We start from the raw sequence: 17128 nt of genomic DNA on the forward strand, positions 1-17128 counted from the left end.
CGGCACGGCGGCAAAGAAAACGAAAAAGACGTACGCTTTCGGCCAGAGCCGGCCTTGGCGATCTGCCGGAACGCGTGATACCGCCCGCATATGGAACTCTGGATCCCCATCACCATCGCCGCCGCCTTCCTGCAGAACCTGCGCTCTGCCCTGCAGAAGCATCTCCAAGGCTCGCTTGGCACGCGCGGAGCGAGCTTTGTGCGCTTCGGCTACGGTTTTCCGATCGCGATCCTCTATGTCCTGTGCCTTCACCATGTCGCCGGTTACCCGTTCCCGACACTGAACTGGACCTTCGCCTTATGGGCGGTGATCGGCGGGCTGGCACAGATCTTTGCGACCATGATGCTGGTGCATCTCTTCTCGCTGCGGAATTTTGCGGTCGGAACGGCCTATTCCAAGACCGAGCCGGTGCAGGCTGCCATATTCGGCTTCATTCTGCTCGGCGAAAAGCTGACGCCGGGCTCGGTCGCCGCAATCATCGTCGGCGTCATCGGCGTAATGACGATCTCGATGGCGCGCATGCCGCTGTCCTGGCGCAACATGATAGTCGCCATGACCAGCCGCACCGCCTTGATCGGCATCGCGTCCGGCGCGGTCTTCGGTATTTCGGCCGTCTCCTACCGCAGCGCGTCGCTGTCGCTCGGCGGTCCCGGTCCGGTCATGGAGGCCGCGGTGACGCTCGCCTGTGTCACGACTTTCCAGACCGCTTTCATGCTGGTCTGGATGTTCTGGAAGGACAAGCGTGAGATCGTCCAAGTCGTTCTCTCGTGGCGTTCATCCTCTCTCGTCGGCCTGGCAGGCGTGGTCGGCTCGGCCGGCTGGTTCACCGCCATGACCCTGCAGCAGGTGGCCTATGTCCGCGCGCTCGGGCAGATCGAGCTCGTCTTCACCTTCATGGCGTCTTATTTCCTTTTCCATGAACGGGTGAACCGCATGGAGGTGTTTGGCTGCCTCTTGATCGTCGGCGGCATCCTCGGGTTGCTCTTTTCCTGATCGACGCCCGATTTGCGGCGGCATCCGTCACCGAAACCGGTTAGGGTATTCCGATCAATGGGAGGATCATTCATGCTGGAGAAAGACAAGGCAGCCGCGTTCGCGGCACTTCACCAGAAGGGCAACCCGGTCATCATCTACAACATCTGGGATGCAGGCACTGCCAAGGCGGTTGCGGATGCTGGGGCGAAGGCGCTCGGCACCGGAAGCTGGTCGGTCGCCGCAGCGCAAGGCTATGCTGATGGCGAAAACCTGCCGCTCGATGCATTGCTCGCCACGGCGAAATCGATCACCGCGGCCGTCGACCTGCCGTTGTCGGTGGATTTTGAGGGCGGTTATGCGGTGGATCCGGCCGAACTGGCGGCAAATGTCGCCAGGGTCATCGATGCCGGTGCGATCGGCATCAATTTCGAGGATCAGGTGGTCGGCGGCAGCGGTATCTATCCGGTGGCGCAGCAGGCCGAGCGCATCCGTGCGATCCGGGCCCTGGCAGACACGCGCGATATGCCGTTCTTCATCAACGCCCGGACCGATCTTTTCCTTCAGGAAGGCGACCGGGCGAAGCATGCAGCACTTCTCGATCAGGCGATCGAACGCGCCAGAGCCTATGCCGAGGCTGGGGCCAACGGTTTCTTCGCCCCGGGACTGGCCGATGAGGGATTGATCGAGACGCTCTGCAAGGCCTTGCCACTTCCAGTCAACATCATGATGTTCAGTGGCGTTCCGTCGCCGAAACGTCTTGGTGAACTTGGTGTCGGCCGGGTCAGTTACGGCCCGGGTCCGTACCGGGCGATGATGGCGAAGCTGAAGGAAGACGCCGCGGCGGTTTTCACCGCCGCCGGCTGAGCATTGGAGGCATCAGCGATCAGGGAACGATCAGTGTGCCGGCGCCGTGTTCGGTGAAGATTTCGAGCAGGACCGAATGGGCGGTCTTGCCGTTCAGGATGACGACGCCCTGCACGCCGGCCTTGATCGCCTCGATGCAGGTCTCGACCTTCGGGATCATGCCGCCGGAGATCGTGCCATCCTTGATGAGGGCCTGGGCCTGGGCGACCGTCAGTTCCTTGATCAGCTGCTTGTCCTTGTCGAGGACACCCGGAACGTCGGTGAGGAACAGCAGGCGGGTGGCGCTGAGCGCGCCGGCGATGGCGCCTGCGAACGTGTCGGCGTTGATGTTGTAGGTCGCGCCGTCGCGGCCCGGAGCAACCGGGGCGATGACCGGGATCATTTCCGACTTGGCGAGCAGGTCGAGCAGCGTGCGGTCGACTTCCACCACTTCGCCTACGAAACCGAGGTCGAGAACCCGCTCGATATTGCTGTCCGGATCGATGACGGTCTTCTTGGCCTTTTCGGCGAAGACCATGTTGCCGTCCTTGCCGCAAAGGCCGATCGCCCATTCGCCGGTCTGGTTGATCAGCGCGACGATTTCCTTGTTGATCGAGCCGGCGAGAACCATTTCGACGATCTCGACCGTCTTCTGGTCGGTGACGCGCAGGCCGGCTTCGAACTTGGATTCGATGCCCATCTTCGTCAGCATCGCACCGATCTGCGGACCCCCGCCATGCACGACGATCGGATTGACGCCGGACTGCTTGAGAAGCGCGATATCCGCCGCGAAAGCCTTGCCGAGCTCCGTGTCACCCATGGCATGGCCGCCGTATTTCACGACGATCGTCTTGTTTTCGTAACGCTGCATATAGGGCAGCGCCTGTGCCAGAAGCTTTGCCTGAAGTTCGCTTTCGGAAGCCGTCATGGGATACCCCTGAATATTGAGTGGGGCCTTTTAGCGCATGTTTTTGACAGAGGAAATAATAAGTCCGGAGATTATCGCGCAATCGACGGAGCGGTGCGGGCCAAATGGAGCGCCGCATGCCGGCACGAACGCCGATCAGGGGCATGGTGGTCAAGCGGATTGCGGGCGCTACGACAAATATAGACAAATAGAAACAAGGGCTTGATGTTTATTTTCCGGCTTTCTCATTGCCGCTGAAACTCTTCCTCTCCGGCTTCCGTCTCTTGTGATGTCTCCGCCGATGTCGGGACGCCAGGCCTTGGGAGGCGCGCATCCGCGCCGGGGCAACAAGATTCGTTGAGAGGAAGCCATTATGTTGAAGACCGCACTCCGCACGCTCGCCATCGCGACCGTTCTGTCCGCCGCCACAGTCACCGCCTTCGCCGCCAATCCCAAAGTCGGCGGCGCGGCGATGTATGAAGGCAAGAACATCGTCGAAAACGCCGTGAACTCCAAGGACCACACGACGCTCGTCGCTGCCGTCAAGGCTGCCGGTCTGGTCGAGACGCTCCAGGGCAAGGGCCCGTTCACGGTCTTTGCGCCCACCAACGAAGCCTTCGCCGCTCTGCCCAAAGGCACGGTCGAAACGCTGCTGAAGCCGGAAAACAAGGCTCAGCTTACCAAGGTGCTGACCTGCCACGTGGTTGCGGCGGACGCGATGTCCACGGCCATCGAAAAGATGATCAAGGACGACAAGGGCACCCATGACGTCAAGACCGTTGGCGGCTGCATTCTGAAGGCCAAGGAAAACATGGGCAAGATCACGCTCATCGACGAGATGGGTGGCGTGGCACATGTGACGATCGCCGACGTCAAGCAGTCGAACGGCGTCATTCACGTGGTCGATAAGGTCCTGCTCCCGAAAATGTAAAAGCCGGTCACGCGTTTTGGGCTTTTACATCAGAATCCGGTCGCCTCTCCTTGGAGGCGGCCGGATCCGCCGTTTCAAGAACAGCGTCAGACCGGCCGGCCGACGGTTTCGGCAATTGCCTGGCGCAGCTCGTCTATCCCCTTGCCCTTTTCGGAGGAGGTGGAGAGCACGAACGGGAAGGCGGCGGGATGCTTGCGGATCTTTTCCTGCGTCTCGGCCAGCAGCTTCACCACGGCTGGTTCCTTGATCTTGTCCGTCTTGGTCAGCACGATCTGATAGGAGACGGCGGCCTTGTCGAGGAGGTCCAGGACTTCGTCGTCGTTCTTCTTGATGCCGTGGCGGCTGTCGATCAGCACATAGACGCGCTTTAGCGTCGCGCGGCCGCGCAGATAGTCGAAGACGAGCCTGGTCCAGGCATCGACGGTTTCCTTCGGAGCCTTGGCATAACCATAGCCCGGCATATCGACCAGTGCCATCGGCGGCAGGTCGGTACCTGCGCCCGAATAGCCATCCGGCACGAAATAGTTGAGCTCCTGGGTCCGGCCGGGCGTATTGGAAGTGCGCGCCAAAGCCTTCTGGCCGACGAGCGCATTGATCAGCGACGACTTGCCGACGTTCGAGCGGCCGGCAAAGGCGACTTCCAGCGGGCCTTCCGGGGGCAGGAATTTCATCGAGGGTACGCCGCGGATGAAGATCCAGGGGCGGCCGAATAGCGGTTTGTCGTCCGTGCTCATGTCTGCGGGCATCGGTTCTGGTCGTCCTGTTTTGTCGAAGGGCACGGCTTCAAGGTTTTGGCCGGCAATGTCAAGCTTTCGGGCTTTTCAGCCCTTTCCCTAAAAGAAAAACCCCGGACGAGCCGGGGTTCTCATTCGTTTATCGGCAGGCGCTATTTTGTCGGCGCCGGTTTTCGTCGGAAGAGGCCCTTCAGATTGTCGAACAGCTCCACCTTCGCACCATGGCGCTTCATGATGATTGCCTGTTGCGTCACCGACAGCGTGTTATTCCAGGCCCAGTAGATGACGAGGCCGGCCGGGAAGGACGACAGCATGAAGGTGAACACCAGCGGCATCCAGGTGAAGATCATCGCCTGGGTCGGATCCGGCGGCGTCGGGTTCATGCGCATCTGCAGGAACATGGTAACGCCCATGACGAGCGGCCACACGCCGATCATCAAGGCATGCGGCACGTCGTAGGGCAGCAGGCCGAAGAGATTGAAAAGCGAGGTCGGGTCGGGGGCGGACAGGTCCTGGATCCACCCGAAGAACGGCGCGTGCCGCATTTCGATGGTGACATAGATGACCTTGTAGAGCGAAAAGAAGATCGGAATCTGCAGGACGACCGGCCAGCAGCCGGCGATCGGATTGATCTTTTCTTCCTTGTAAAGCGCCATCGTCGCCTGTTGCAGGGCCATTCGGTCGTCACCGAACTTGGCTTTCAGCTCTTCCATCTTCGGCTGCATGCGCTTCATGTTGGCCATCGAAGCGTATTGCTTGCTGGCCAGCGGGAAGAACAGCGTCTTGACGACGATGGTGGTGAGCAGGATCGCCACGCCGAAATTGCCCACGTGACGGAAGAAGAAGTCCATCAGCTGGAACATCGGCTTGGTGATGAAGTAGAACCATCCCCAGTCTATCAGGCGGTTGAACTGCGGAACGCCGAATTCCGTCTCGTAGCGCGAGACCAGCGGCACTTCCTTGGCGCCGGCGAAGACGAGGTTCTTGATCTCGGTCGACTGGCCCGGCTGAACCGTCAGGTCATCGCCCTTGTAGTCAGCCTGGTAGCTCGCCTGACCGCCGGTGAAATGCGAGAAGCGCGCCACATAGGGCAGCGTCTGCGGCGGCACGATGGTGGCAGCCCAGTACTTGTCGGTGATCCCGAGCCAGCCGGTCTTGGCCTTCTCGTTGGTGTACTGCTCTTTTTCGATATTGGCGTAGGTATGCTCGTTGAGGCTGCCGCTCTCGCCCATTACGCCGATGAAGCCTTCGTGGATAACCCAGACGGCAGGCGTGGCCGGCTTGTTGTTGCGGATGACGCGGCCATAAGGCGTCAGCGTCACCGGGGCAGCGGTCTTGTTGTCGATCTTGTCGGCAACAGTCAGCATGTAATGGTCGTCGACCGAGACGGTGCGCGTGAAGGTGACGCCCTTCTCGTTGGTGAAGGTCAGCGTCACCGGCGTCTGCTGGGTCAGCTTGCCGCCGCTTGCGAGCGTCCACTGCGTGCCGGTACCGGGAGCGGTGCCGATCGTTTCATTCGGGATGTAGCCGACTTCAGTGAAATAGCCATCCGTCGTGTCGGATGGCGAGAACAGCGTAATGATCGGGCTCTTTTCGTCGACGGTTTCGCGATATTCACGCAGCTTGAGGTCGTCGAAGCGGGCGCCGGTCAGGTTGATGGAGCCGATCAGAGCAGGCGTCTCGATCTGGACGCGTTGCGACCGGGCCAGCGCCTGATCGCGGGAGAGTGCGGCAGTTGCCGGGTTCGCACCAGGCAGGTTCCCCAGTACGCCGGAACCACTCTGAGCGCCGGGGCTTTCCGGCGAAACAGGCTGGGCGCTCTCGCCCTGAAGCGCACGGCTGGCTTCTTCGGCGCGCCGCTGGGCTTCCATCCTCGGGTTCATATAGAGGAACTGCCAGGCAAGAACGATCAGCACCGAGAGCGCGATCGCGATGAAGTAATTGCGGTTCTTTTCCATCATGCTTTCCTGGAACGGGTCTCCTCGGACCGCTTTGGTCTCGGCTTGCTTTCGATACGCTCGATAAGCTGAGCCGTCATATCCGCAAAGGGGGCCTTAAGCACCTCCCGCCGCGCGACAATCACATAGTCGTGTCCGTTCTTCATTGCAAATCCGGCAGATTGCCTCACCACCTCGCGGAGGCGGCGGCGCATGCGGTTGCGTTCGACCGCGTTGCCATGTTTCTTGGTAACGGTGAAACCGACGCGCGGCGCTTCGTCCGGCTGGTTCCGATCAAGGACTTCCAGAAGGAAGTTCCGGCCCCGGCGGGCTTCGCCTTCCCGGACGGCAAGGAACTGCGGCCGGCTTTTAAGCCGCCCGACAGTTTTCTCGTTCTTTGTCTCAGTCGTCATCGCCCGGTCGTCTCGGGCATCTCAGGCCTTAGGCCGAGAGACGCTTGCGGCCACGGGCGCGACGTGCGGAGAGAACCAGACGACCACCTTTGGTGGCCATACGGGTGCGGAATCCATGGCGGCGCTTGCGAACAAGCTTGGACGGTTGATAGGTACGCTTCATTTATTTTAATACCGCGGTGTGCGGCCCTTCTTGGAGTTTGCCGTCATCACGACGGCAAGAGCGCTTCGGAAAAACGATCTGCGCAGGCGGCCGCGTGCGTGCAAGCCCGCCGGAGCTGAACGTGGGCGGCTTATAAGAGGACTCCGCCGGAAAAGTCAATCGCTGCCGGGATTTTTGGCCGGCGATCCCCGAACGGAGTGATCTTCGATCGAAGTCGCCTGGCTGCGGCAGTTGTCACTGCCGTTAATCTCCTCTTGAAACAGGGGCGGGAATTGACGGGGCGGGGTCCTCACCACGCAAACGTCAAATGTCGCAACTTGTGGGCGCACCAGAAAAATCCAAACCGTTTCGTCAGGACGCACCCCCATCCTCTAAGCATTTCTTTAATTTCTAAAGGCTAATTTTAGCATCGAATGGAAGAGAATCCGGCTGCGGGCCCGCCCTTCCTCACATGATAGGTCCCGTCTGGAAGGGAAAGAAATGAAAATTCGAGGGAAAATCAACCTCCTCGTCGGTCTGATGAGCCTCGTGGCCTGCTTTATTGGCGGCATGGCGCTGTTTGCCATGGCGGAATATCGACAGATGATGGTTCAATATGAACTGGCCGCAGACCGTGCACACAAGGGCGAGCACCTTAACCGGCTCGTCACGGCCGTCGTGATGGACTCCCGAGGCGTCTACATGTCGAAGGATATCAAGGAGGGCGGAAAATTCGGCGACGGCATCCTCGGTTACCTGGATGAAATGGGCAAGCTTCTCAAGGATTGGGACAAGATCGTCCCTACCGATGAACGTGCCGCATTCGACAAACTGCTCGCCCGTTCCAAGGAGTTCACCGGCTTTCGGACCGAGACGGCCCGCCTTGGCCGGGAGGTGAGCCCGGCTGCGGCCAACGAGCAAGGCAATAACGATGCCAACCGAAATAACCGCAAAGCCTATCAGGTCGAGATCGATGCGATCGTCGCCACCGACAAGGCCGTTCTCGCCGCCGTTAATGAAGAACTCAACGACTTCACGCAGACCCTTTTCATACTCGTCTCCGCGGTTACCCTGGCAGGCGTAGCCGCCGGTGCCGGTTTCGGCCTTTACCTGGGCCGCCGCCAACTCAGCCATCCGATCACCGATCTGACCCGGTCCATGAAACACATCGCTGCCGGCGAATTCGACACGGTCGTCGGCGGGGCGGATCGCGCCGACGAGATTGGCGATATGGCCGCCGCGATCGAGATCTTCCGCAAGAACGGCATCGAGGTCGCGCGCATGAATGCGTCCGAAGCGACCATGCGCGGCAAGAGCGACGATCTGCAGACCCGCATGGCGGCCGTCGTCGCGGCCGCCGCGGAGGGCGATTTCACCCGCCGTATCGACAAGCAATGGGGCGAGGAGAGCCTCGACCGCTTCGCCCGTGACGTCGACATGCTCGTCGAGAGCGTCGATGCCGGGGTGTCCGAAACCCGGCGCGTCGTTAAAAGCCTTGCCGACGGCGACCTCACCGACAGCATGCGGGGCACTTTCAAGGGTGCGTTTGCCGAGTTGCAGCATAATGTCAACGGCACGATGGATACGCTGCGTGGCACGATGCGCAATGTCCGCACCGCCACCGGCTCCATCAATGGGAGCGCCGCCGAGCTCAGCCGGGCGACCAACGATCTGTCTCGCCGTACCGAACAGCAGGCCGCCGCGCTGGAGGAAACTTCAGCCGCGCTCGCGGAGATCACCGCCGTCGTCAAGAGTTCGACCGAGCGGGCGCACGAGGCAACCGTCATGGTCGGCGAGGCCAAGCAGAGCGCGGTCCAGTCGGGCGAGGTGGTGCGCAGCGCCGTCGATGCTATGGGTCGGATCGAGCAGGCCTCCCGCGAGATCGCGCAGATCACCAACGTCATCGACGAGATCGCCTTCCAGACCAATCTTCTGGCTCTGAACGCCGGCGTCGAGGCGGCCCGTGCAGGCGAAGCCGGCAAGGGTTTTGCCGTCGTCGCGCAGGAAGTCCGCGAACTCGCCCAGCGCTCGGCAAGTGCCGCAAAGGACATCAAGGCGCTGATCAGCAAATCCGGCGAGGAAGTTGCCGGAGGCGTGATGCTGGTCCAAAAGACCGGTGAGGCGCTGTCGGAAATCGAAACCCGTGTTTTGAGCATCAATGACCATATCCACTCGATCGCCGTCGCCTCCCGCGAGCAGGCGACCGGGCTTGGAGAGGTCAGCACGGCCGTCAACCAGATGGACCAGGTGACCCAGCAGAATGCCGCCATGGTCGAAGAGACGTCGGCCGCGACTCAGACCCTCTCCACCGAGGCCGATAGCCTGTTTGCACTGGTCTCCAATTTCGACATCGGCCAGGAGAGCGAGCGCGTCGCCGAACCGGTCAGGGCCCCGCGGCCCGTCGCCGCGGCTGCCGTTCATCGGCCGCGCGTCTCTCCGGTGAAGGCGATGACTGGCGCACTCTCGCGGGCTTTCGGCGGAACGGCCACCGCAACGGCAGCCGTTGCCGGGGATTGGGAAGAATTCTGATCCAGTTTCGCATATCGATCGAATAAGGAAGCGGAGATGGGCAACCTTCTCCGCTTTCTCTTTTGCACTGCGGCAAAGGGACTGGTAAAAAACCGCCGAAGCTCTAGAATGGCTGATCATCCCTGTGCCCGCTTCGATCCGGCGGGTCCAGTATTTCGGAAATGGAGATCCGCATGGACGACGAGGTTCATACCTCGGGGCGCTCGGGGTCCTCGCCGGAAGGCGCAGGCCCGGAAACCATGCCGCGTCTTTTCCGCGGCCTTTCCGGCAGGCTCTTATGGCTCACCGTCATTTTCGTGATGATGGCCGAAGTGCTGATCTTCATCCCCTCCGTCGCGACCATGCGGATGAACTGGCTGCGTGATCGTCTGGATACCGCCGCCGCCGCCGGCATCGTCATCGACGGATTGCAGCCCGCTGAACTCCCCCGCGCCGTGCAGGACGACACGCTGCTTGCCACCGGCACCAAGGTGATCGCGCTGCGCAAGGACGGCACCTCGCGGCTGCTGGCTGCCACGGACACGCAGCCCCAGATCGATCAGGTGTTCGATCTCGCCAACACCCCGTTGGTCTCGGCAATGTGCGATGCTGTCGACACGCTCGTCTTCGGCGGTCGCCGGGTCATGCGCGTCTATGGCCCGATCGGCGACAGCGACATGATCATCGAACTGGTCATGACCGATGACGCCCTGCGCAAGGACATGCTGAAATATTCGAAGACAATGTTTCTGCTGTCGCTATTGATCTCCCTGATCACCGCGGTGCTGATCTTCCTTGCCATCAACCGCATGATGATCATGCCGATCCGGCGGCTCACCCATAGCATGCAGCTTTTCTCGGAACAGCCGGACGATCCCGCCCGCGTCTTTAGCGCCGATCGCTCCCGGGGCGAACTTGCCGTCGCAGGCCGCCACCTCACTGCCATGCAGGCGCAATTGCAGCGCATCCTGAAACAGCAGAAGAACCTGGCCGATCTTGGCCTCGCCGTGTCGAAGATCAACCATGATATGCGCAACATCCTGGCATCGGCGCAGCTGATGTCGGACCGCCTGACGGACGTCGACGATCCGATGGTCAGGAGTTTCGCACCGAAACTGCTGCGCACCATAGACCGGGCTGTAGGTTATACGAGCGAAGTCCTGGCCTATGGGCAAGCCTCCGAAGCAGCACCCCGCCGCCGCCGCATCCGCTTTGCCGCGCTGGCGCAAGACGTGCGCGACATGCTGGCGATCGATCCGGAAATAGGTATCGAGTTCCTGGACCAGATCGCCGCTGATCTGGAAGTGGATTGCGATAGCGAGCAGATTTTCCGCGTCATCCATAATCTTTGCCGGAACGCTGTCCAGGCGCTGGTGAATTTCGATCCGCAGGATGCGTCCATGGTTCGCCGGGTAACGGTCTCCGCGCATCGCGTCGGCAGCGTTGTCAGCATTACCATTGACGACACGGGCCCCGGCATGCCCCGAAAGGCCCGCGAAAACCTGTTTTCCGCGTTCCGCGGCTCGGCGCGGTCGGGCGGCACCGGGCTTGGTCTGGTGATCGCCCGCGAGCTTGTTCTCGCCCACGGCGGCACCATCGCGCTTGTGGAGAAACCCGGCCCCGGCACGCAGTTCAGGATAGAAATTCCCGATCGTCCGGTGTCGCTGGAGGACTACCGGGCTCGGGCCTGATGCAAATAAATGTTGCTTCTCAACGGTTTGAGCGAGAAGTGACAGCAAAATGACGTTGCCCGCGGTAAAATCGCTTGCAATCGGAATGCGGACGTTTTAGAGGATCGCCACGCAAGCGGTCACGCACTGCTTGCAGACGCACCCGTAGCTCAGCTGGATAGAGCACCAGACTACGAATCTGGGGGTCGGGCGTTCGAATCGCTCCGGGTGCGCCATATTTTTCCGCTAGACGACGCTACAGGCGTCCTTTCATGGTCTAGCGGTCCGAACAATTTTCCTCAAAGTATTGAACCGGCGACCATGTTTCGCGGCTTTCGATCGCAGTCATGCAATGCCTCAAGTGGCCGAGCTGGTCCTGCCGAGTGCCTGGCGCAGCCTTGGTGTCGCGAAATCCAGGAAGCTGCGCATCTTGAGCGGCATCTGGCCGCGCGCGGCGTGGATGAGATGGATGGGGGCCGGCTCCGGCTCGAAAGATTCCAGGATGATCCGGAGCGCTCCGGCTTTGATCGCGTCTTCCACCTGGTAATGGAGCAGCCGCGTCACCCCGACATTGCGCATCGCGGCTTCTGCGGCGGCCTCGGCAGTCGAGACCGAAAGGCGGGGTGCAGTGATCATCTCAGCGGTCGTGCTTGATCCCGTCGATAACATGTGTCGAATCGGCGATGGGATTGGCCCTTCGAACGTCACCCACGGCATCCGTCGAAGGTCCTCGGGTGTCTGCGGAATGCCATCGACCGCCAGCAGGGCCGGGCTGGCGCAGGTGACCATCCGCATCGATCCGATCCGCGTCGCGACCATCGCGCTGTCCGGCAGCAGCCCGATCCGGACGGCCATATCGACATGGTCGTCGACAAGATGAATGTTGCGATCGGCGAGCAGCAGGCGGATGTTGATCTCAGGGAACAGTGCCAGGAAGTCGATGACGATGGGCAGCACATGCAGCCGGCCGAACATAACCGGCGCCGTGACGACCAGTTCACCCTTCGGTGCAGTGAACTCGCCGGCTGCCTCGCGTTCGGCATCCTCAACCTGTTCGAGAATACGCCTCGCCGCGGTCACATAGGTGGCGCCTGCGTCGGTCAGGGTTAGTTTGCGGGTCGTGCGGATCAGCAGGCGCGCACCAAGCGATGCCTCAAGCTCGGAGATCTTCCGGCTGAGCGTCGGCACGGGAACCCGGAGCGCCCGGCCCGCGGCAGACAGGCTACCCTTGTCCACTACCTCCAGCAGCATTGACATGGCTTCGAAGCGATCCATCCACTTTTCCATTTTTTGGTAAGATGAGTTCCAATCTTACTCTATTCTGCAGATTTGTGAAAAGAGGCATTGTCTCAGGCAGCTCGCCGATCGCGGCTCCCGACCTGAAGGAGGTCCATCATGTCCTATGGCTTTCTGGATATCGCTATAACGCCCAGCGTCCGGGCCGCACAGAAAACGATGGGTGTCGACCACATCTGGCAGAACTTCAACGGCGATCGCGACTTCGATCGACTGACGGAAAACGAAGCGGCCTTTATCGCTGCCCGCGACAGCTTCTATATGGCGTCGGTTTCGGAAACCGGCTGGCCCTATGTCCAGCATCGGGGCGGTCCGAGCGGTTTCCTGAAGGTGGTCGATGACCGCACATTGGCTTTTGCCGATTACCGCGGCAATCGCCAGTACATCAGCACCGGCAATGTGGCAGCGAACGACCGGGTCAGCCTCTTCCTGATGGACTACGCGCATCGCGCCCGGCTGAAGATCTACGCACATGTCGAAGAGGTGGCGCTCGACGCGGATCCTGAACTGACTATGCTGGTCACCGACCCGAATTACCGCGCCAAGATCGAGCGCATCTTCCGGCTGCGGCTCGAGAGCTTCGACTGGAACTGTCCGCAACACATCACGCCTCGCTTCACCGAGGGAGAAGTCAACGAAGCGGTTCGTCCCTTGAGGGAACGTCTTGCTCAGCTCGAATCCGAAAATGCCGAGCTGCGGGCTCGCCTTGCCACCCCTGGAGATACCCAATGAGCGATCAACGTCCTCCACTGCCGCCGTTCACACTGGAAACGGCTGTCGAAAAAGTCCGGCTTGCGGAAGACGGCTGGAACAGCCGCGACCCGGCCCGCGTGGCGCTCGCCTATACCGTCGATAGCTTTTGGCGCAACCGCGCCGAATTCGTCCAGGGGCGTGAAGCGATCGTCGGTTTCCTCACGCGCAAATGGCAACGAGAGCTGGACTACCGGCTCATCAAGGAGCTGTGGAGCTTCGGCGAGAACCGCATAGCCGTGCGCTTCGCCTACGAGTGGCACGACGATAGCGGAAACTGGTTTCGCTCCTACGGCAACGAGAACTGGGAGTTTGACGAAAACGGTCTGATGCGCCGGCGCTTCGCCTCCATCAACGACACACCCATCCGCGAGAGCGACCGCCGCTACCATTGGCCCCTCGGCCGGCGGCCGGACGAGCACCCCAGCCTCAGCGATCTGGGCTTTTGACCCTCGAATGATCGCTTCCCTCGGCTGTGGCAGTTCTACGTGTGTCGCGCCTGCCGGCTCACACGATGGAGAGCACTGGCCGACGCGTATGCGGTCAATTTCCCCCAAGTTATAGAACGCTGAGCACGAGGCTCTATTGATCCGCGCCCCAGGTCGTGTCACGTGCTGCCATATGATGTTTTCCTGAAGAAGAGAAAATGAATCGTGAGAGCGTGGACGCGGTGCGTTCCGATGAGTTGAAAAAACCCGGCCGGTTGGCAGGGTTTCTGGCCGGTGGCCTTGGGCCTGCGGCGCTTTTTCTTGGCGCCTATTTCTTGCTGAGCGTCGCTGTTCGCCTGGCGCTTCCCAACGCGCTGACGCTGGACGAGGCCGAGCAGGCGTTGTTTTCACAATATTGGCTGGCCGGTTACGGGCCGCAGCCGCCTTTCTACAACTGGGTTCAGAATGCTTTTGTCAGCGTGACCGGCATTTCGCTTTTCTCGCTGACCCTGCCGAAATTCCTGCTGCTGCTTTTGTGCTACGTGTTTTTCGGCATGACGGCACGCGAACTCCATAGGCGGCCCGGCTTTGCTGCGCTGGCGATGCTGAGCCTGCTCACCCTGCCGCAACTCTCCTACATGCCACAGCAGGATCTGACCCATACCGTCGCAGTGCTGATGGCGACGTCGCTGTTCCTCTACGGGCTCTTCCGAACCCTTGTCCGGGCGGATTGGCAGGGCTACCTGATCATTGGGATCGCGATCGGCATCGGCACGATCTCGAAATACAATTTCGCGCTGCTGCCCGCCGCCACCATCATCGCTGTATTCTGCGACAGGGAATGGCGCCCCCGTCTTTTTGATCCGCGCATCCTGCTGACTGCGATCGTCAGCCTGGTCATCGTCCTCCCGCACGCCCTCTGGCTTCTCAGCCACCTCGATCTCGCGACATCTGGCACGATCGGCAAGATGGTCGAGGCGAACGCACCCCATGGCGCCGTCCGTATTGCACGTGCCCTCGGCTCGCTGATGCTTGCCTGCATCGCGTTCGGCGCGCTGACGGTCGTCATCTTCGCGGTCGCCTTTAAAAGGGAGTTCAGGCAATCGCTGAAGGCAGGAGACCGCTGGACGCGCCTTCTGGGCCTGATGATGGCGGTGGGCCTGCTCGGTGTCGTGCTCGTCATCCTTTTCACAGGGACGACCAAGATTACGGAGCGCTGGCTCGATCCCTATCTTCTGCCTTTGCCGCTTTATCTGCTTCTGAAGCTGGAGCGGGCGGGTATCGATACCACGTCCCATCTCAGGCGCTTCGTCCCCGTCTTCGCCGTCATCATGCTCGTGACGCTGGTGCCGCTGGCGGGCAAGACGCTGACGGGCGGGCTCACCGGCGGCTACACCCGGATCAACTATCCGTTCGCCTCCGTCGCCGAGGCTCTGAAAGCTGAAGGTCGACCGGCGGTGATCATTGCGGCCGGCATGAACCTGGCTGGCAATATGCGGCTACAGTTTCCCGATGTGCCGGTCATCAATTCGGAGCAGCCGATCGCCGGGTTCCCGGCTGCGAACGCCATGAAAGCGCCAGTTCTGGCGATCTGGGCCGATGAAGGGGGGACGCCTGGCTCGCCGTCGATCGATCTTTCCTCGATCGAGAGGCTCGGACTGACCCCATCGCCTGCAAAATCCCTCTCCCGGCCTTATTATTACGGCGACGGTAAAATTCAACTCAACCTCGGTTATCTCTGGCTTCGCTGAAGACGGTAGGCAAACCGGCGAGGCTGATATATCTGTTCGGGAAACCTGTTCGCAGGCGGACAAGGCTTAGAGGAGATTCCGATGGCTGAGATGGAAAAGGTCGCGCTGATCACCGGCGGCGGGCGCGGCATGGGTGAGGCGATCGCCCGCGAACTGCACGCTCAGGGTTACAAGCTTGCACTGATGTCGCCCTCCGAAAGCTGCGAGAAGCTGGCAGCCGAGCTGGGCGGCGTCGCCTCGCGGGGCGTCGCGGAAAAGGCCGAGGACATCCAGGCGATTTTCGACCTCACCATGAAGACCTATGGCCGCGTCGATGCCGTGGTCAATCATACTGGCCACCCGCCGAAGGGCGACCTGCTCGATATCAGCGACGAGGACTGGACGCTCGGTTCGGACATGATGATCCTGTCTCTGGTGCGCATGGCGCGCCTGGTGACGCCGGTCATGCTGAGCCAAGGCAAGGGCGCCTTCGTCAACATCACAACTTTCGCGGCTTACGAGCCGTCATTGATCTTCCCGGTCTCGTGCACCTATCGCGCCGCCGCCGGCGCCTTCACCAAACTCTATTCGGACCGTTATGCCGCCGACAACATCCGCATGAACTGCATCCTGCCTGGTTTCATCGACAGTCTCGACCACAAGCCGGGGACGGCGGAAAAGGTACCGATGAAGCGCGTCGGACAGGTGGAGGAAGTTGCGAAGACAGCCGCCTTCCTCCTTTCGGATGGTGCGGGATACATCACCGGCCAGAACATCCGCGTTGATGGCGGCATCACTCGCCACGTCTGATCGGGAGCATATGGGATGAGATGGAAGCGCACGATCCAGCTGCTGGACGTTCATTGCGAGGGTGAGATCGGCAAGGTCGCGATCGGCGGCGTGCCGAAGATCCCGGGCGAAACGGTTGCCGATCAGCTTCGCTGGCTGAACACCGATCCGAAGGGCAATGAACTTCGCCGCTTCCTCTGCCTCGAGCCGCGCGGAGCGCCGATCGGCTCGGTCAACCTGCTGCTACCGCCGAAACATCCTGATGCGGACGCCGCCTTCATCATCCTGCAGCCGGACCAGGCACATGCGAGTTCCGGGTCGAACTCGATCTGCGTGACAACGGCGCTTCTGGAATCCGGCATCGTCGAAATGCAGGAGCCTGAGACCGTCGTGACGCTGGAAACCGCCGCCGGCCTCGTGCGGGCAACGGCAACCTGCCGCGACGGCCGCTGCGAGAAGGTGAAGCTCACCATGGTGCCGTCCTTCGTGCATCAACTCGACGTCAAGGTTCAGACCCCGTCATGGGGCGAGATCACCCTCGACCTTTGTTATGGCGGGATCTTTTACGGACTGGTGGATGTCGGCCAGATCGGCCTGACCATCGAGAAGGGCAATGCGGCAGCACTCGTCCAGGCAGGCATGGTGCTGAAGGACCTGATCAACAGGCAGGTCGAGGTCGTGCATCCGGAAATTCCGGCGATCTCAGGCGTCGCTTATGTGATGTTCCGCGATACGGAGGCCGACGGTACGGTGCGCACCTGCACGACAATGTGGCCGGGGAGGGCGGACCGTTCGCCCTGCGGCACCGGCAATTCCGCCAATCTGGCAGCGCTCCATGCGCGCGGCAAGGTAAAGGTGGGGGACGTCTTCAAGTCACGGTCGATCATCGGTTCCCAGTTCGAGGTGGGACTGGCGTCCGAAACGGAGGTCGCCGGAAAGCCGGCGATCATTCCGACGATCACCGGCCGCGGGTTCACCTTCGGTCTGCATCAGATCGCACTCGATCCATTTGACCCGCTGTCGGACGGCTTTGCGATGACTGACGTATGGGGGCCGTCCGCCGGAGAAATCTGAG

At 61.2% G+C, this 17128-nt stretch carries 16 protein-coding genes and 1 tRNA gene; 11 read left to right on the forward strand and 6 right to left on the reverse strand.

Annotated elements, in window-relative coordinates; translation table 11 throughout:
* Window positions 1-90: 90 nt before the first annotated feature.
* Entirely contained in the window at window positions 91-993 is a 903-nt protein-coding gene (locus ACZ9IU_RS02735; RefSeq protein WP_038539272.1) for a DMT family transporter, read from the forward strand.
* 72 nt (window positions 994-1065) lie between these two features.
* The gene (locus ACZ9IU_RS02740) at window positions 1066-1839 is read left to right on the forward strand and encodes an isocitrate lyase/PEP mutase family protein (RefSeq protein WP_038539275.1); all 774 of its coding nucleotides are present in this window, start codon (window positions 1066-1068) and stop codon (window positions 1837-1839) included.
* 19 nt (window positions 1840-1858) lie between these two features.
* Here ACZ9IU_RS02740 and argB read toward each other — a convergent pair whose 3' ends face one another.
* Window positions 1859-2746 (reverse strand): acetylglutamate kinase, encoded by an 888-nt coding sequence (argB, locus tag ACZ9IU_RS02745; RefSeq protein WP_038539277.1) that lies wholly within the window; start codon window positions 2744-2746, stop codon window positions 1859-1861.
* Window positions 2747-3098: 352 nt separating this feature from the next.
* Between argB and ACZ9IU_RS02750 the strand changes: the two genes are divergently transcribed.
* Complete coding sequence (locus ACZ9IU_RS02750) at window positions 3099-3656, forward strand: fasciclin domain-containing protein (protein ID WP_038539280.1); 558 nt, start codon at window positions 3099-3101, stop codon at window positions 3654-3656.
* An 86-nt stretch (window positions 3657-3742) separates the two neighbouring features.
* Here ACZ9IU_RS02750 and yihA read toward each other — a convergent pair whose 3' ends face one another.
* From yihA to rpmH, 4 genes are all read right to left on the reverse strand, one after another.
* Window positions 3743-4390: a ribosome biogenesis GTP-binding protein YihA/YsxC gene (yihA, locus tag ACZ9IU_RS02755; protein WP_038539284.1), complete on the reverse strand. Its 648-nt coding sequence runs from the start codon at window positions 4388-4390 to the stop codon at window positions 3743-3745.
* Between the two features lie 152 nt (window positions 4391-4542).
* Window positions 4543-6348: a membrane protein insertase YidC gene (gene yidC / locus ACZ9IU_RS02760; RefSeq protein WP_038539288.1), complete on the reverse strand. Its 1806-nt coding sequence runs from the start codon at window positions 6346-6348 to the stop codon at window positions 4543-4545.
* A complete protein-coding gene (gene rnpA / locus ACZ9IU_RS02765) occupies window positions 6348-6740 on the reverse strand; it encodes a ribonuclease P protein component (RefSeq protein WP_038539293.1) in 393 nt (130 codons plus the stop codon). The genes yidC and rnpA overlap by 1 nt, the downstream gene beginning before the upstream one ends.
* A 28-nt stretch (window positions 6741-6768) precedes the next feature.
* Window positions 6769-6903, reverse strand: a complete 135-nt coding sequence (gene rpmH, locus ACZ9IU_RS02770; RefSeq protein ID WP_080719113.1) for a 50S ribosomal protein L34 — start codon at window positions 6901-6903, stop codon at window positions 6769-6771.
* 480 nt (window positions 6904-7383) lie between these two features.
* Between rpmH and ACZ9IU_RS02775 the strand changes: the two genes are divergently transcribed.
* From ACZ9IU_RS02775 to ACZ9IU_RS02785, 3 genes are all read left to right on the forward strand, one after another.
* Window positions 7384-9411, forward strand: a complete 2028-nt coding sequence (locus ACZ9IU_RS02775; protein WP_038539297.1) for a methyl-accepting chemotaxis protein — start codon at window positions 7384-7386, stop codon at window positions 9409-9411.
* A 239-nt stretch (window positions 9412-9650) separates the two neighbouring features.
* The gene (locus ACZ9IU_RS02780) at window positions 9651-11081 is read left to right on the forward strand and encodes a sensor histidine kinase (protein WP_244447546.1); all 1431 of its coding nucleotides are present in this window, start codon (window positions 9651-9653) and stop codon (window positions 11079-11081) included.
* Between the two features lie 138 nt (window positions 11082-11219).
* A tRNA-Arg gene (locus tag ACZ9IU_RS02785) sits at window positions 11220-11296 on the forward strand.
* A gap of 121 nt (window positions 11297-11417) precedes the next feature.
* Here the strand turns inward: ACZ9IU_RS02785 and ACZ9IU_RS02790 are convergent.
* Window positions 11418-12335 (reverse strand): LysR family transcriptional regulator, encoded by a 918-nt coding sequence (locus ACZ9IU_RS02790; RefSeq protein ID WP_038539303.1) that lies wholly within the window; start codon window positions 12333-12335, stop codon window positions 11418-11420.
* Window positions 12336-12455: 120 nt separating this feature from the next.
* On the opposite strand from ACZ9IU_RS02790, the gene ACZ9IU_RS02795 reads away from it, so the two are divergent.
* From ACZ9IU_RS02795 to ACZ9IU_RS02815, 5 genes are all read left to right on the forward strand, one after another.
* Window positions 12456-13088, forward strand: coding sequence for a pyridoxamine 5'-phosphate oxidase family protein (locus ACZ9IU_RS02795; protein WP_038539306.1), 633 nt, complete (start codon window positions 12456-12458; stop codon window positions 13086-13088).
* Window positions 13085-13555, forward strand: a complete 471-nt coding sequence (locus ACZ9IU_RS02800; RefSeq protein ID WP_038539310.1) for a nuclear transport factor 2 family protein — start codon at window positions 13085-13087, stop codon at window positions 13553-13555. Before ACZ9IU_RS02795 ends, ACZ9IU_RS02800 begins: the two co-directional genes overlap by 4 nt.
* A 197-nt stretch (window positions 13556-13752) precedes the next feature.
* Complete coding sequence (locus tag ACZ9IU_RS02805; RefSeq protein ID WP_244447464.1) at window positions 13753-15285, forward strand: ArnT family glycosyltransferase; 1533 nt, start codon at window positions 13753-13755, stop codon at window positions 15283-15285.
* A gap of 81 nt (window positions 15286-15366) precedes the next feature.
* Entirely contained in the window at window positions 15367-16074 is a 708-nt protein-coding gene (locus ACZ9IU_RS02810; RefSeq protein WP_038539315.1) for an SDR family oxidoreductase, read from the forward strand.
* Window positions 16075-16089: 15 nt separating this feature from the next.
* Window positions 16090-17127, forward strand: a complete 1038-nt coding sequence (locus ACZ9IU_RS02815) for a 4-hydroxyproline epimerase (protein ID WP_038539318.1) — start codon at window positions 16090-16092, stop codon at window positions 17125-17127.
* Window position 17128 lies beyond the last annotated feature (1 nt).

It is taken from the genome of Mesorhizobium sp. USDA 4132, assembly GCF_056279545.1.